The organism is Rahnella selenatireducens (assembly GCF_046449555.1).
GTDB lineage: Bacteria > Pseudomonadota > Gammaproteobacteria > Enterobacterales > Enterobacteriaceae > Rahnella > Rahnella selenatireducens.
Window position 1 is genome coordinate 1 of the sequence record NZ_JBKEZJ010000032.1, and the last position, 14,671, is coordinate 14,671.

At 53.3% G+C, this 14,671-nt stretch carries 15 protein-coding genes and 1 riboswitch; of the genes, 6 read left to right on the forward strand and 9 right to left on the reverse strand.

Translation table 11 applies throughout. The features are described 5' to 3' along the window. Nucleotides 1-271: 271 nt before the first annotated feature. The 7 genes from thiH to rsd all read right to left on the reverse strand — a co-directional run bounded on the left by thiH (nucleotide 272) and on the right by rsd (nucleotide 6,650). Entirely contained in the window at nucleotides 272-1,450 is a 1,179-nt protein-coding gene (gene thiH, locus ACLBVC_RS24385) for a 2-iminoacetate synthase ThiH (RefSeq protein ID WP_410151754.1), read from the reverse strand. Beyond that, nucleotides 1,447-2,226 carry a thiazole synthase gene (locus tag ACLBVC_RS24390; protein ID WP_410151756.1) on the reverse strand — a complete coding sequence of 260 codons (780 nt, stop codon included), beginning with the start codon at nucleotides 2,224-2,226 and terminating at the stop codon, nucleotides 1,447-1,449. The genes thiH and ACLBVC_RS24390 overlap by 4 nt, the downstream gene beginning before the upstream one ends. Nucleotides 2,227-2,229: 3 nt before the next feature. Continuing rightward, entirely contained in the window at nucleotides 2,230-2,430 is a 201-nt protein-coding gene (thiS, locus tag ACLBVC_RS24395) for a sulfur carrier protein ThiS (protein WP_410151757.1), read from the reverse strand. After that, nucleotides 2,411-3,175 carry a HesA/MoeB/ThiF family protein gene (locus ACLBVC_RS24400; RefSeq protein WP_410151760.1) on the reverse strand — a complete coding sequence of 255 codons (765 nt, stop codon included), beginning with the start codon at nucleotides 3,173-3,175 and terminating at the stop codon, nucleotides 2,411-2,413. The genes thiS and ACLBVC_RS24400 overlap by 20 nt, the downstream gene beginning before the upstream one ends. Further along, on the reverse strand, nucleotides 3,168-3,821 hold the full coding sequence (gene thiE / locus ACLBVC_RS24405; RefSeq protein WP_410151762.1) for a thiamine phosphate synthase: 654 nt from the start codon (nucleotides 3,819-3,821) through the stop codon (nucleotides 3,168-3,170). Before thiE ends, ACLBVC_RS24400 begins: the two co-directional genes overlap by 8 nt. Further along, on the reverse strand, nucleotides 3,818-5,788 hold the full coding sequence (thiC, locus tag ACLBVC_RS24410) for a phosphomethylpyrimidine synthase ThiC (protein ID WP_410151763.1): 1,971 nt from the start codon (nucleotides 5,786-5,788) through the stop codon (nucleotides 3,818-3,820). Before thiC ends, thiE begins: the two co-directional genes overlap by 4 nt. Before the next feature lie 145 nt (nucleotides 5,789-5,933). Further along, nucleotides 5,934-6,060: riboswitch (TPP riboswitch) on the reverse strand. 80 nt (nucleotides 6,061-6,140) lie between these two features. Continuing rightward, nucleotides 6,141-6,650, reverse strand: coding sequence for a sigma D regulator (rsd, locus tag ACLBVC_RS24415; RefSeq protein WP_152325379.1), 510 nt, complete (start codon nucleotides 6,648-6,650; stop codon nucleotides 6,141-6,143). A gap of 98 nt (nucleotides 6,651-6,748) precedes the next feature. Here rsd and nudC point away from each other — a divergent pair, with 98 nt between their 5' ends. The 6 genes from nudC to ACLBVC_RS24445 all read left to right on the forward strand — a co-directional run bounded on the left by nudC (nucleotide 6,749) and on the right by ACLBVC_RS24445 (nucleotide 11,189). Continuing rightward, nucleotides 6,749-7,534, forward strand: a complete 786-nt coding sequence (gene nudC, locus ACLBVC_RS24420; protein ID WP_410151765.1) for an NAD(+) diphosphatase — start codon at nucleotides 6,749-6,751, stop codon at nucleotides 7,532-7,534. 71 nt (nucleotides 7,535-7,605) lie between these two features. Further along, on the forward strand, nucleotides 7,606-8,670 hold the full coding sequence (hemE, locus tag ACLBVC_RS24425) for a uroporphyrinogen decarboxylase (RefSeq protein WP_410151766.1): 1,065 nt from the start codon (nucleotides 7,606-7,608) through the stop codon (nucleotides 8,668-8,670). 9 nt (nucleotides 8,671-8,679) lie between these two features. Continuing rightward, nucleotides 8,680-9,360, forward strand: a complete 681-nt coding sequence (nfi, locus tag ACLBVC_RS24430) for a deoxyribonuclease V (RefSeq protein WP_410151767.1) — start codon at nucleotides 8,680-8,682, stop codon at nucleotides 9,358-9,360. Nucleotides 9,361-9,430: 70 nt separating this feature from the next. Continuing rightward, nucleotides 9,431-10,021 carry a YjaG family protein gene (locus tag ACLBVC_RS24435; protein ID WP_410151768.1) on the forward strand — a complete coding sequence of 197 codons (591 nt, stop codon included), beginning with the start codon at nucleotides 9,431-9,433 and terminating at the stop codon, nucleotides 10,019-10,021. Between the two features lie 190 nt (nucleotides 10,022-10,211). Next, entirely contained in the window at nucleotides 10,212-10,484 is a 273-nt protein-coding gene (gene hupA, locus ACLBVC_RS24440; protein ID WP_013577396.1) for a nucleoid-associated protein HU-alpha, read from the forward strand. A 63-nt stretch (nucleotides 10,485-10,547) separates the two neighbouring features. Continuing rightward, the gene (locus tag ACLBVC_RS24445) at nucleotides 10,548-11,189 is read left to right on the forward strand and encodes a DUF1481 domain-containing protein (protein ID WP_410151772.1); all 642 of its coding nucleotides are present in this window, start codon (nucleotides 10,548-10,550) and stop codon (nucleotides 11,187-11,189) included. 84 nt (nucleotides 11,190-11,273) lie between these two features. Here the strand turns inward: ACLBVC_RS24445 and purD are convergent, their stop codons facing one another. Further along, nucleotides 11,274-12,563, reverse strand: a complete 1,290-nt coding sequence (gene purD / locus ACLBVC_RS24450; protein WP_410151770.1) for a phosphoribosylamine--glycine ligase — start codon at nucleotides 12,561-12,563, stop codon at nucleotides 11,274-11,276. Between the two features lie 46 nt (nucleotides 12,564-12,609). Beyond that, nucleotides 12,610-14,199, reverse strand: a complete 1,590-nt coding sequence (purH, locus tag ACLBVC_RS24455) for a bifunctional phosphoribosylaminoimidazolecarboxamide formyltransferase/IMP cyclohydrolase (RefSeq protein WP_410151771.1) — start codon at nucleotides 14,197-14,199, stop codon at nucleotides 12,610-12,612. Nucleotides 14,200-14,671: the final 472 nt, after the last annotated feature.

Consider the following 14,671-nt stretch of genomic DNA (forward strand, 5'->3'; position numbering starts at 1 on the left):
CCCCGGAAGTATCCAAAAGCACAGGGAAAAAGCCAGTCAGTTGCTTAACTGACTGGCATTACTCCTTTGGGGGGCGGTTTTTTTTGCCTGAAATATCGATGCGTTGGATTTATGGACAGAAAAAAGAGGAGCCGGAACAGGAAACTGGACGATAACCTATTCCGGCTGGTTGGAAGCAGCGCCGGGATGCGTGGCGCTGGCCGGCTGCGATGATGCAGCGACAACGGCACGGTAACCTTCCCGGCGTGCAGGCGCGAGGGGCAAAATTGCTTTATGGAATACCCATTCCTGAGAGATTACCGGCTTGCTGTCTGGCGACATTTCCCTGCGGCGCACGCCCCAAAAAACTGTCCCAGTCTTTCCATACCGGCTGTAATCCGGATTGCGTTAATGCCTCGGCGACCCGCTGCGGTGAGCGGTTATCATGCGGCGCGAATTGTTCGAGTTCCGGATGATCGTCGGCATAACCCCCTGGCTGAGTTTTGGATCCTGCACTGACCGTGTTGATTGCCAGAGGAATGACATGATCGCGGAAATACGGAGATTCGCGTGTCGACAGGGAAAGCTCGACGTCCGGCGACAGCATCCTGAATGCGCAAATCAGCTGCACCAGCTGGTTTTCCTCCAGCAATGACGCTGGTTCGATTCCGCCGGTACAAGGGCGCAATCTCGGGAACGCCACCGAATAGCGGCTTTGCCAGTAGGTTTTTTGCAGGTAGAGCAGATGCTCGGCCACCATGAAACTGTCAGTTCGCCAGTTTCCTGAAAGCCCGAACAACGCTCCGAGCCCGATCTTATCGATTCCCGCACGTCCCAGCCGGTCAGGGGTTTCCAGCCGCCAGAAGAAATCCTGTTTTTGCCCGCGCAGATGATGCAGCGCATACGTCGGCGCGTGATAGGTTTCCTGATAGACCAGAACGCCGTCCAGCCCCAGCGTTTTTAACTCGGCGTATTCTTCCTGCGGCAGCGGCTGCACTTCAATCATCAGTGAATCAAAATGACTGCGGATAGCAGGGAAATGCCGGCGGAAATAATCCATACCGACTTTCCCTTTGTGTTCGCCCGTAACCAGCAGCAGATGTTTGAAGCCCAGAGCATTCAGTGCCTGACATTCAGCACGGATTTCCGCTTCATTCAGCGTTTTGCGTTTGATCTTATTGCTCATCGAGAAGCCGCAATAAGTGCATTCGTTGGCGCAAAGGTTGGAGAGATAAAGAGGCGCAAAGAAATTCACGGTATTGCCGAAACGCTGGCGCGTGAGTTGTTGCGCGCGCTGCGCCATTTCTTCGAGATAGGGCAACGCAGCCGGAGAAATCAGTGCCATAAAATCATCACGGTCGATTTTGTTCCTGCTTAGCGCCCGTTCGACATCGCTGGTGGTTTTGCTGTTAATTCGCAGGGAAATATCGTCCCAGTCAAGCGTAGACCAGACATCGGTAAAGTTGCTCATAAGGTTGCCTGCGGGGAAGTCAGAAATCCGGTCAACGGGCTGGATGCGCTGGCGTGCCGCTGGCGTCCGCCTAATCCGCTTTGGCGGGCCAGGACGCCCGCTTCAACGGCCAGACGGAATGCCGTCGCCATGGAAACCGGATCGCGCGCAACGGCAATTGCCGTATTCACCAGCACAGCGTCGGCACCCATTTCCAGCGCCTCAGCGGCCTGACTGGGTGCGCCGATCCCGGCATCCACGACAACGGGCACCCGCGCTTGTTCGATAATAATTTGCAGAAACTCGCGGGTTTGCAGCCCCTGATTTGAGCCAATCGGTGCACCGAGCGGCATTACTGCCGCGCATCCTGCTTCTTCGAGACGTTTGCACAGCACCGGATCTGCGCTGCAATAAGGCAAAACGACAAATCCTTGCTTCACCAATATCTCTGCGGCTTTCAGGGTTTCGATGGCATCGGGCAGCAGGTATTTCATGTCCGGATGGATTTCCAGTTTTACCCAGTGCGTGCCCAAAGCTTCGCGTGCCAGTTGGGCGGCAAACACCGCTTCTTCTGCCGTTTTTGCCCCTGACGTATTGGGCAACAGGCGCACGCCAAGTTGCTGCAAAGGTGAAAGGATATCATCGCCGCCGCGCCGAAGATCGACGCGTTTCATCGCCATCGTCACCAGCTGAGAACCGGATGCCGCCAGCGATTGCTGCATCACAGATGCGTTAGCGAATTTTCCTGTCCCGGTGAGAAGGTGTGAGGTAAACGTAGTATCAGCAATTTTTAACATGTTTCATCCTCCGGCAATGGCCTGAAAGAGCAATACCTGATCGCCATCGTCCAGCAAGTGGACAGTCCAGTTATCACGTGGAATTATGACCTGATTGACCGCAAGCGCACTGCCCGACGGGTTCAGGTCCAGCAGGTTGAGCAGGGTAAACAGCGTCAGCGGCTCGGCGAAATGGTGAGGTTCATCATTGACATGAATGTTCACGATGGCCTCCGCAAACCGAACAGGCAGATGAACGGGTGAGTTGCAGGGAACGCCAGTTTTGTGTTTTTCCGTCGAACAGCCGCAGCTTTCCGCTAAGAGAACTCGGCAAACCCGCCAGTATTTTCAGTGTTTCCAGCGCCTGCAGCGTGCCGATGGTGCCGACGACCGGCCCGAGAACGCCGGATGTCCGGCAGTTGCGTTGTACGGTTTCCTGATCCGGATATAAACAGGCATAGCAGCCATGAAGATAGGGCGCTTCGATGACCAGAAGCTGGCCGCTGAATCCGACCGCGCTACCGCTGATCAAGGTTTTGCCCATATCCACGCAGGCTTTGTTTACCGCGTGGCGGGTTTCCATATTGTCGCTGCAATCTAAAATGATATCGGCATTGCCAACGGCTAGAAGCAGCGTATCTCCTGCGAGCCGTTCCGTAATAGTAACGGCTTCACAAAGTGGATTCAGGCGCAGCAGCTCGCGTTTCGCCAGGCTGGCTTTCGGCTGATCAAGATCGGTGGTGCGGTAAAGGATTTGCCGCTGAAGATTGGTAATGTGCAATGTGTCGTCATCAGCCAGAAACAACGTCCCGACGCCCGCCGCTGCCAGATAAAGCGCCGCCGGTGAACCCAGCCCGCCGAGCCCCACAATCAGCACTTTGGCCACCAGTAATTTTTCCTGCGCCTGCGGACCAAATTCTTCCAGCATCAGTTGACGGCTGTAGCGCATAAAGGCGGCGTCGTTAAGCATCTTCCGGAACCTTGCTGGCGCATAAGGCCAGCAATTCTGCGGTGACTGCGCGCCAGTCCGCGGCCTGCGTTATGGCGCTGACGACGGCAATACTGCCGACGCCGCAGTCCAGAACCGACGGCGCGCGGCCAATACTGATCCCGCCGATGGCGACTGTCGGGAAGCTGCCGTTCAGCTGCGTAATGTGTCGGGCTAATTCCGACAAACCCTGCGGTGCTGACGGCATATCTTTGGTCTGCGTCGGGAAAATATGGCCGAGTGCGATGTAAGACGGATTGACCGCCACGGCGCGCGCCAGTTCCTCATCGTCATGCGTCGATATGCCCAGACGTAAACCGGCATCAAGAATGGCCTGCAAATCGGCGGTATCCAGGTCTTCCTGGCCCAGATGCACGCCGTACGCCTGATGTTTTACTGCCAGACGCCAGTAATCGTTGATGAACAGCCGTGCGTCAAATTTTCGCCCCAGTGCAATAGCGTGGATAATGGCGGGTTCGACTTCTTCATCGGGTAAGTCCTTCACCCGCAGTTGCAGCGTTTTAACGCCCGCATCCAGCAGACGGGCAATCCATTCGACAGAATCAACCACCGGATATAACCCCAGATGGAAAGGAACGGACGGGAATGTTTTAACGGGCTGATTCATTTACTGATCTCCGGAGTGGAATGGCTGGCAGGGTGATAAAGCTCGCTGCCGCGCGAACGGAATTCCGCAGACATTTGCGCCATGCCGGATTCCACGAGTTCGATGGGCTGGGCTTTGGCTTCCAGCGCAGCGGCGTAATCGCGAACTTCCTGAGTAATTTTCATCGAGCAGAATTTCGGCCCGCACATTGAGCAGAAGTGTGCGACTTTTCCGGATTCCTGCGGGAGTGTTTCGTCGTGATAAGCGCGGGCTGTGGCTGGATCGAGCGCGAGGTTAAACTGATCCTCCCAGCGGAATTCGAACCGCGCTTTAGACATGGCGTTATCACGGATTTGTGCGCCGGGATGGCCTTTTGCTAAATCTGCGGCGTGCGCCGCAATTTTGTAGGTAATCAAACCCTGCTTAACGTCTTCTTTGTTCGGCAGGCCAAGATGCTCTTTTGGCGTGACATAGCACAGCATCGCGCAGCCGAACCAGCCAATCATTGCAGCACCAATGCCGGACGTGAAGTGGTCATAACCGGGCGCAATGTCGGTTGTCAGCGGCCCGAGCGTATAGAACGGCGCTTCGTGGCAATGTTCGAGTTCTTCCGTCATATTGCGGCGGATCATCTGCATCGGCACATGCCCCGGCCCTTCGATCATCACCTGCACGTCATATTCCCAGGCGATTTTCGTCAGTTCGCCCAGCGTGTGCAATTCTGCAAACTGCGCTTCGTCATTGGCGTCCTGAATCGAGCCGGGACGCAGGCCGTCACCGAGAGAAAGCGCGACATCGTAGGCGGCGCAGATTTCGCAAATCTCACGAAAATGCTCGTAGAGGAAACTCTCGCGATGATGCGACAGGCACCATTTCGCCATGATCGAGCCACCGCGTGAGACAATACCGGTCAGGCGTTTGGCGGTCATCGGCACGTAACGCAACAACACGCCTGCATGAATGGTGAAGTAATCCACGCCTTGTTCCGCCTGCTCCAGCAGGGTGTCGCGGAACATTTCCCAGTTCAGGTCCTCGGCAATGCCGTTCACTTTCTCCAGAGCCTGATAAATCGGAACTGTGCCAATCGGAACCGGGCTGTTACGCAGGATCCATTCGCGGGTTTCGTGGATATAGCGGCCGGTGGAGAGATCCATAACGGTATCCGCGCCCCACCGCGTTGACCATACCAGCTTTTCAACTTCTTCTTCGATAGAGGACGTCACCGCTGAGTTACCGATATTGGCGTTCACCTTCACCAGAAAATTGCGGCCAATGATCATCGGTTCGGATTCCGGATGATTGATGTTGGCGGGGATAATCGCGCGACCGGCGGCCACTTCCTGACGAACAAATTCGGCTGTGATATTCGCGGGCAGGTGCGCCCCGAAGCTTTCACCGGGATGTTGCTGGCGCAGGACTTCTCCGCGGATCCGCTCACGCCCCATGTTTTCGCGAATAGCGATGAATTCCATCTCAGGGGTAATCATGCCCCGGCGCGCATAATGCAGTTGTGTGACATTTTTACCTGCAATGGCTTTTCGCGGGCGCGGAAGATGTTCGAAGCGTAAATGATCCAGCCCTTCGTCGGCCAGGCGCTGCTGAGTAAAACCGGAGCTGACTTGCGGAAGTTCTTCGGTATCAGCGCGTCCGGTTATCCAGCGGGCACGCAATTTTTCAAGACCGGTATGCACGTCGATGGTCGCAGACGGATCGCCATACGGTCCGGCGGTGTCATAAACCGGAATCGCTTCGTTTTCTTCAAACTGCGGGTTGTCTTTTCCGCCGCCAACCAGCGTCGGGCTGAGCTGGATTTCACGCATAGGGACACGGATACCGATACCGGCATCGTTGCCCTGAAGATAGATACGTCGGGAATTGGGGAAGGCTTCGCCCTGCAGGCTATCGATAAATGACTGTGCCTGTGCGCGTTGTTCACGGCGTTTAGCGGGCTTTTTTTCGGATGTAACGGGTTTCTGGGTACTCGACATAGCAAATTCCTTGTGTTGTTTTCACGGCAAAAAGCGTGACAGAACGTAATGGAAAATTGCTTGTCTGGAGGTTTACGGCAGGAGTAAAAATGGGCGGTTGAACGCTGGCGGCCGTTTGCAGGCTGATGCCAAATCGCGCTAAACGCATAACATTACTCTTGTTCCCTTCGCGGGTACTAACCCGATCAGGTTCCGCGGATCCCGAATTAACGGTCTCAGCCTGGCATTATCTCCGCGAGGAAATTTTGCACGAGGCACTCCGACAAGAAGCCTCAATATAGGAGGCCGTTTTAAAAACTACAACCCTGAGCAGGGTTTTTATTGTGGCAACGTGTTGTGCAGGAGTAACACGTTACGCGGGTCTGGCAAGATGCTCTTCGTTTGCAGAAGGCAATTCTTTGCGACTTTCCGGATCAAAGGCCAGAATGATCAGTTGATCTTCAAGCTGAAAACGCGCATCCAATGCTTCACCCACATCGGATAATGCATAATGAAATGCGAAAGCATTGTCATCATCAATATCATTTTCGGTGTAACTGTCATGGAAAGCCATGATAGCTTCAGTATTGAGCTCAAGTGCAGGGTATATTTTCGCAGCCTGTAATTTTATCTCTGCACCTTCCACTTCATCGATGACCCGTTGATAAAGGTGGAAATGACCGGCAGAAAGGTAATCCACCAGGTTATGGCAAAAGTTGTCCAACGCTTTTTCATTCAGCGGTGTATGTTTTTCTTTATTGGGTTTCAGGCCGACCAGTGTGCAGTAAGACACCAGCAGTTCTTTACGCGCGTGCAGCCATTGATCCACTAACTCATTACTGCCACCAACGCGTTGGGTCAGTCTTTCCAGACGATTTAGCATGGTTGACTCCGTGAGCGAGAAAAAAGTAACCAAAAGTTACTAATATGTAAATATCCACCCCAGATTGTCAGTCTCGTCGAGGTTATGCAACAACAATTATGGAATTACAGATCACAGAAGAACATACCGGCTGGTGGGTCATCAGCTTTGAGGGCAAGCTGTGGCTACCCGAAGGTGAACTGCCGAATGGCAGCGCTGCGCAATTTTCTCTCACGGGCAAAATCGGGCGTCAGATTGGTGAATGGCAGGGCGAGCCGGTGTGGATGGTGCGTCAGGCGATGCACAATCACATGGTGTCCGCGCGGCAGATGCTCGATCAGGATCGCGGGCTATTCCAGCTGGTCGGGCGCGGTGTGCAGCTGTCGGAATTTTACCGTTCGCACAAATTTTGCGGCTACTGTGGGCACGAGATGCACGTCAGTAAAACAGAATGGGCCGCGCTGTGCGGGCATTGCCGTGAACGCTATTACCCACAAATTGCGCCCTGCATCATTGTCGCAATCCGCCGCGGTGATGAGATTTTGCTGGCGCAGCATGTCCGTCACCGTAATGGCATCCACACGGTACTGGCCGGTTTCGTTGAAGTCGGGGAAACCCTTGAAGAAACCGTGGCACGCGAAGTTATGGAAGAGAGCAATATTCGCGTGAAGAACGTCCGGTACGTCAGTTCTCAGCCCTGGCCGTTCCCGAATTCGCTGATGATGGCGTTTATGGCCGACTATGACAGCGGTGACATCGTGCATGATCCGAAAGAGCTGCTCAACGCAGGCTGGTATCGTTTTGATCAGCTGCCACAGTTGCCGCCGCCGGGGACCATCGCCCGCAGGCTGATTGAAGATACAGTTGCGCTGTGCCGCGCAGAAAGCGATGAAGACGACGTGTAGCAGGAGTGTTGCATGTTAGAATGCCGCCAGATTATTTTCGGGCGAACCGAATATTGAAGGAAAAAGACAGAATGAATGAGTTGAAAAATGACCGCTACCTGCGCGCCCTGTTACGCCAGCCTGTGGATATCACACCGGTCTGGATGATGCGTCAGGCAGGCCGTTATTTGCCAGAGTACAAAGAAACCCGCGCTGTAGCCGGTGATTTTATGTCGCTTTGCAAGAATGCGGAGCTGGCCTGTGAAGTGACCCTCCAGCCACTGCGTCGCTACCCGCTGGATGCCGCGATTCTGTTCTCTGACATCCTGACCATTCCTGATGCCATGGGGCTGGGATTGTATTTCGAAGCCGGTGAAGGCCCTCGTTTTTCTTCCCCGCTAACTTGCCGTGCTGATGTGGAAAAACTCCCCGTTCCCGATCCGGAAATGGAACTGGGATACGTCATGAACGCGGTTCGTACTATCCGTAAAAACCTCAAAGGTGAAGTACCGCTTATCGGTTTTTCCGGCAGCCCGTGGACACTGGCGACATATATGGTGGAAGGTGGCAGCAGCAAGGCCTTCACAAAAATCAAAAAGATGATGTATGCCGATCCGCAGACTTTGCACCTTTTGCTCGATAAAGTGGCTGACAGCGTCATTCTCTACCTCAATGCTCAAATAAAAGCGGGCGCGCAGTCTGTCATGATTTTTGACACCTGGGGCGGCGTGCTTACACCTCGCGATTACCGCGAGTTTTCCCTGAACTACATGCATAAAATTGTCGATGGCCTGATCCGTGAAAACGAAGGTCGCCGCGTGCCGGTGACGTTGTTCACCAAAGGCGGCGGACAATGGCTGGAAGCGATGGCGGCAACCGGTTGTGACGCACTGGGCCTCGACTGGACAACAGATATTGCCGAAGCCCGTCGTCGCGTGGGCGACAAAGTGGCGATTCAGGGCAACATGGATCCTTCCATGCTCTATGCTTCTCCGGTACGTATTGAACAGGAAGTGGAAACCATTCTGGCAGGTTTTGGTAAAGGCAACGGTCATGTGTTTAACCTGGGCCACGGTATTCACCTGGATGTTCCACCAGAAAATGCGGGGGCGTTTGTGGAAGCAGTACATAGCCTGTCCCGGCAATATCACGAGTAAATCCGGCGTATGATTGATACCCGCGCATTACGTGAACAACAACGGATCCTTGCAGATCAAATTGAACTGCAGGATCTCCCTGATTTCAGTACACCAGCGCTGATCGCGGGTGTGGATGTCGGTTTCGAACAGGGTGGTGAAGTGACGCGCGCCGCGGTTGCGGTTCTGCGTTATCCGTCGCTTGAGCTGGTGGAATACCAGATAGCCCGGATTCCAACCGTCATGCCTTATATTCCTGGCTTCCTTTCTTTCCGGGAGTTACCGGCGCTGTTGCAGGCCTGGAAGCAAATCAGTGCGCGACCCGATCTGGTGCTGGTTGACGGGCAGGGTATTGCGCATCCGCGCCGTCTGGGCGTCGCCAGCCATTTTGGACTGATGATCGACGTGCCAACGATTGGCGTAGCCAAGAGCCGCTTGTGTGGCAAATTTCTGCCACTCGGGGAAGAGCAACACAGCAAGCAGGCGCTGTATGAAGGCGATGAGCAGATTGGCTGGGTCTGGCGCAGCAAACTGCGCTGTAATCCGCTGTTTATCTCGCCGGGCAATCGCATCAGCATGGAATCGTCACTTTACTGGGTTGAACGCTGCATGCGGCAATATCGTTTGCCAGAGCCAACCCGCTGGGCGGATGCTGTGGCATCAAACCGGGCAGCGTTTCAACGCTGGCAACGGTTGAGTGATGATCTTTAGGAATCAAGGAATAGGGATATTGATTTATTTCAGGTAAACTCCCGCGCAGAAAAGTTAACGAGATCAACTCATGTTACGTAATCCAATTCATTTACGTCTGGAAAAGCTGGAAAGCTGGCAACACGTGACGTTTATGGCGAGCTTGTGTGAACGTATGTACCCGAACTATCAGGCTTTTTGCCTGGAAACCGGGTTCGGCGAGGCACAGCTTTACCGCCGTATCCTGGATTTAATCTGGGAAACGCTGGTGGTAAAAGACGCCAAGGTCAATTTTGACTCACAGCTCGAAAAACTGGAGGAAGCCGTGCCTTCTTCCGATGATTACGACATTTATGGTGTTTACCCGGCCATCGATGCGTGTATCGCATTAGGCGAACTGATTCATTCACGTCTGAGCGGCGAAACGTTGTCTCATGCGGTTGCCGTGAGTGAGACATCAATTCGTACTGTTGCGATGTTGGAAATGACTCAGGCCGGTAAAGAAATGACCGATGAAGAGCTGAAAATCATTCCTGCTGTTGAAGAAGAATGGGACATCCAATGGGAGATTTTTCGCCTGTTGGCTGACTGTGAAGAGCGTGACCTGGAATTAATAAAAGGGTTACGTTCTGACCTGCGTGAAGCCGCTGTCAGTAACATTGGCATAAATTTAGCGCAATAAGGCTAGAAAACGTGATTTAACGCCTGATTTGTCGTGCCTTAAGGCTTCACATCCGCACCCTGTCTGGTCTACATTTGGGGTGCGTAAAAAAAGTGGCTATCGGTGCGTGTATGCAGGAGGGTGCTGTCAATCGGCATATCCGTCGCACTCGATGCTTTGCAAACGATAAACACACTGTAAAGGATAACTTATGAACAAGACTCAACTGATTGATGTAATTGCTGACAAAGCTGATCTTTCCAAAGCACAAGCCAAAGTTGCTCTTGAATCTACTCTGTCTGCTATTACCGAGTCTCTGAAAGAAGGTGATGCTGTACAATTGGTTGGTTTCGGGACTTTCAAGGTAAATCATCGTAACGAGCGTACTGGTCGTAACCCACAGACTGGTAAAGAAATCAAAATCGCAGCTGCAAACGTACCTGCGTTCGTTTCTGGTAAAGCTCTGAAAGACGCTGTTAAGTAATTGCTTGCAGTGAAAAGAATAAGCGGAGGGGCCTGTAAGCCCCTTCAGTTTATCACCCCCAGACTGGTGGCAGGTTTACTGGTTCTCGGTCTGGTGGGTTGCAGTTCTAAAAACTCCTCTGAATTATTCTTTGCCAGCGGGTATGTTGCCGATCAGGGTATCAACCGGCTCTGGCGCGAAGACAACGCACAAAACCAACCTCAAACTATTCTCAACGTATACAGCCCCTATTTTGGCGGCGATACGGTCATTACCCGTTATGAATTCCAGCAGGGACAATTGCACCTGATTAAAGAAACGCATGCGACGCAAACTGATTTAGGTGTGATGCTGCGTTTTGACGATAGCGGGCATGTCAGCTTTATGCAGCGGCAGCTTCCTGAGCGCCGGGAAAAATTATCGTCAGATGATATCGAGCGCTATAAATATGAAGCGACAAAAATCCTCGATCTGAGTAATGCGCTGCGCGTGGGCAATGTCCGGCTGGTGCAGGCTAACTGGCGGCAGGGTCTGATCACGACTTGTGCAGGCGAACAGGTGACGCCAAAGCTGACCGTCCGTTCGCAGGTCTGGCTGGCTAAACGCGCCAGTCGCAGTAACGACAATCTCGGCCTTGCCTGGCTGACCGCACCGGAAGGCAACGAATTGCTACTGGTCGCAAATGAAGATTTCTGTAAGTGGGAACCTAAAGAGTCAGATCTCTGATCCCGCTTGCTAACATATATAAAGGAAAGGCACGCCGAAGCGTGCCTTTTTGATCGTCAGGTTCTGATCGTCAGATGAACGCGATTACTGATTGCGTTCGCGGTCAATGGCCCGATAGCCGATATCCTTGCGGCAGAAGCTGCCTTCCCAATGAATATCTTTCGCTAAATCATAAGCACGTTGCTGAGCGGCTTCGACAGTTTTACCCAGCGCCGTCACACAGAGTACGCGTCCGCCATTTGTCACCACGCGTTCATCTTGCAAACGGGTTCCGGCCTGGAAGACTTTGCCGTCCGGGACTTCTTCCAGCGGTAAACCGTGGATCACATCATCGGTTTTGTAATCGGCAGGATAACCGCCGGCGGCAATCACAACGCCCAATGAGGGACGCGGATCCCACTCAGACGTTTTCTCGCCCAGACGGCCTTCCGCACCGGCCAGACAAAGATCGACCAGATCCGAGCGCAGACGCAACATGATCGGCTGAGTTTCCGGATCTCCGAAGCGGCAGTTAAATTCGATCACTTTCGGCTGGCCGTCTGCGGAAATCATCAAACCCGCATACAGGAAACCGGTGTAAGTATTGTTCTCAGCCGCCATGCCGTGCACGGTTGGCCAGATAACCTGATCCATAACACGCTGATGAATTTCATCCGTCACAACCGGTGCCGGAGAATAAGCGCCCATACCGCCGGTGTTCGGGCCGCTGTCGCCATCGCCAACACGTTTGTGATCCTGGCTGGTTGCCATCGGCAGAACGTTCGTGCCGTCAACCATTACGATGAAGCTCGCCTCTTCGCCATCCAGGAATTCTTCGATAACGATACGGTGGCCAGCGTCGCCAAACGCATTTCCTGCCAGCATATCGTGGACTGCATCTTCTGCTTCTTTCAATGTCATCGCCACGATGACACCTTTGCCCGCAGCCAGTCCGTCAGCTTTAATGACGATCGGCGCGCCTTTGCTGCGCAGATAAGCCAGTGCCGGTTCGATTTCGGTGAAGTTCTGGTAATCCGCGCTTGGGATATTGTGGCGAGCGAGGAAATCCTTGGTGAAAGCTTTTGAGCCTTCCAGCTGCGCCGCTTCCTGCGTCGGGCCAAAAATTTTCAGACCCGCAGCGCGGAATGCGTCGACCACACCAATCACCAGCGGGGCTTCCGGGCCGACAATCGTCAGGCCAATATCATTGCTTTTGGCGAACGCCAACAGACCAGCGATATCCGTTGCGGCGATATCGACATTCTCCAGCAGAGGTTCCAGTGCGGTACCGGCGTTTCCGGGGGCGACAAAAACTTTGTCCGCCAGAGGAGATTGCGATGCCTTCCATGCCAGTGCATGTTCACGCCCGCCGTTACCGATAATTAAAATATTCATTCGAGGACTCCGGGTGAGCGGGCGCATCGCACCCGCTAAAAGAAAATTAATGACGGAAATGGCGCATGTCGGTGAACAGCATTGCGATACCGTGTTCGTTTGCGGCCGCGATAACTTCGTCATCACGGATTGAACCGCCAGGCTGAATCACACAGGTAATACCTACCGCCGCAGCGGCATCAATGCCATCGCGGAACGGGAAAAAGGCATCGGATGCCATCACGGAACCAGCGACTTCCAGACCTTCATCAGCGGCTTTAATCCCCGCGATTTTTGCAGAATAAACGCGGCTCATCTGGCCTGCGCCAATACCGATAGTCATTTTGTCGCGTGCATAAACGATAGCGTTCGATTTAACGAACTTGGCGACTTTCCAGCAGAACAGTGCATCCGTCAGTTCCTGCTCCGTTGGCTGGCGCTGAGAAACAACGCGCAGGTCACCGCCATCAACCATGCCCAAATCACGATCCTGAACCAACAGGCCGCCATTGACACGTTTGAAGTCCAGCGCTTTCTGGCGCCCTTGCCATTGGCCGCAAGTCAGAACGCGGACGTTTTGTTTTGCCGCAGTCAGGGCCAGCGCTTCAGGGCTGACTGACGGGGCGATGATCACTTCCACAAACTGGCGGCTGATAATTGCTTTCGCGGTTTCAGCATCAAGCTCGCGGTTGAAGGCAATAATGCCGCCGAAGGCAGAAGTCGGGTCCGTCTGATAAGCACGTTCGTAAGCAGCCAAAATGTTGTCGCCGATGGCAACGCCGCAAGGGTTCGCGTGTTTAACGATGACGCAAGCTGGCTCTGCAAATTCCTTCACACATTCCAGTGCCGCATCGGTATCTGCAATATTGTTATAGGAAAGGGCTTTGCCTTGAAGTTGGGTCGAAGTAGCAACGGAAGCTTCGCTGACGCTTTCTTCTATATAGAAAGCGGCGTTCTGATGGCTGTTCTCGCCATAACGCATATCTTGTTTCTTTATATAGCTAAGATTCAGGGTACGCGGGAACTGACCAGACGCGGATTCGGTATCGCCGTGATAAGCCGGAACCATGGTGCCGAAATAGTTGGCAATCATGCTGTCATAAGACGCGGTATGCTCGAAAGCTTTAATCCCCAGATTAAACCGGGTTGCCAGCGTCAGTGAGCTGCTGTTGGCATCCATCTCTTCAATAATAGAAGCGTAGTCACTGCTCTTCACCACGATCGCCACGTCTTTGTGGTTCTTTGCCGCTGAGCGGACCATCGTTGGGCCGCCGATATCAATGTTTTCTACTGCATCTTCCAGTGAGCAATCCGGGCGGGCGACGGTTTGCGCGAACGGATAAAGGTTTACGACCACCATGTCGATTGGCGCGATCGCATGCTGCGCCATAATGTCATCATCTTTCCCGCGTCGGCCGAGGATCCCACCGTGAACTTTCGGGTGCAGGGTTTTGACGCGTCCATCCATCATTTCCGGGAAACCCGTGTAGTCAGAAACTTCTGTGACTGGCAGACCGGCTTTTGCCAACAGGCTGGCGGTGCCGCCAGTGGAAAGTAATTCAACGCCACGCGAAGAGAGTGCCTGGGCGAATTCTACGATACCGGCTTTATCAGAAACACTGAGCAGGGCGCGGCGGATTGGACGAGATTGTTGCATGGTGGTTTATATCCTTGGCTTTGGAGTCGCAATAAAGAGCGTTATCGGAATTCAATGAGCGTTTTCTTCTCTCTATATAGAGCAATTTGCAGAAAAACGCGCATTGAGCTCAGATAACTCCCCTCTGGCGACTTACTTTTCATTTATCACCCGTAACAGGTGTCGAAAACTGACGCGCGAAATTGTAGCGAAAACGATTGCGCGACGCTCGCAAAATTTGAGATTCCTGCGCGTCTGTGGATAAATCTGTGCAAAACACGGTATAAGCGGTGTGTTTGCTGTGTAATGCAGCAAACGGTATTTTTTCTTAAAATTAGCCCTTGCGGCCCGCTGAGAACTCCCTATAATGCCGCTCCATCGACAGGGAACAACGTGAACAACATCACGGAGTGACCGGGTCGGAAAGATTAAAAACAGCGGCAACCGGATGAAATAAACGGTTGACACTGAATGAGGAAGGCGTAATATACGC

What these genes read in the sequence shown, in the direction of transcription:
- ACLBVC_RS24435 (WP_410151768.1), top strand. Translation starts at nt 9,431, where the DNA reads ATGTTACGTAATCCAATTCATTTACGTCTGGAAAAGCTGGAAAGCTGG.
- thiE (WP_410151762.1), bottom strand. Translation starts at nt 3,821, where the DNA reads ATGAATCAGCCCGTTAAAACATTCCCGTCCGTTCCTTTCCATCTGGGG.
- purD (WP_410151770.1), bottom strand. Translation starts at nt 12,563, where the DNA reads ATGAATATTTTAATTATCGGTAACGGCGGGCGTGAACATGCACTGGCA.
- thiH (WP_410151754.1), bottom strand. Translation starts at nt 1,450, where the DNA reads ATGAGCAACTTTACCGATGTCTGGTCTACGCTTGACTGGGACGATATT.
- hupA (WP_013577396.1), top strand. Translation starts at nt 10,212, where the DNA reads ATGAACAAGACTCAACTGATTGATGTAATTGCTGACAAAGCTGATCTT.
- purH (WP_410151771.1), bottom strand. Translation starts at nt 14,199, where the DNA reads ATGCAACAATCTCGTCCAATCCGCCGCGCCCTGCTCAGTGTTTCTGAT.
- nudC (WP_410151765.1), top strand. Translation starts at nt 6,749, where the DNA reads ATGGAATTACAGATCACAGAAGAACATACCGGCTGGTGGGTCATCAGC.
- ACLBVC_RS24390 (WP_410151756.1), bottom strand. Translation starts at nt 2,226, where the DNA reads ATGTTAAAAATTGCTGATACTACGTTTACCTCACACCTTCTCACCGGG.
- hemE (WP_410151766.1), top strand. Translation starts at nt 7,606, where the DNA reads ATGAATGAGTTGAAAAATGACCGCTACCTGCGCGCCCTGTTACGCCAG.
- ACLBVC_RS24400 (WP_410151760.1), bottom strand. Translation starts at nt 3,175, where the DNA reads ATGCTTAACGACGCCGCCTTTATGCGCTACAGCCGTCAACTGATGCTG.
- thiC (WP_410151763.1), bottom strand. Translation starts at nt 5,788, where the DNA reads ATGTCGAGTACCCAGAAACCCGTTACATCCGAAAAAAAGCCCGCTAAA.
- nfi (WP_410151767.1), top strand. Translation starts at nt 8,680, where the DNA reads ATGATTGATACCCGCGCATTACGTGAACAACAACGGATCCTTGCAGAT.
- rsd (WP_152325379.1), bottom strand. Translation starts at nt 6,650, where the DNA reads ATGCTAAATCGTCTGGAAAGACTGACCCAACGCGTTGGTGGCAGTAAT.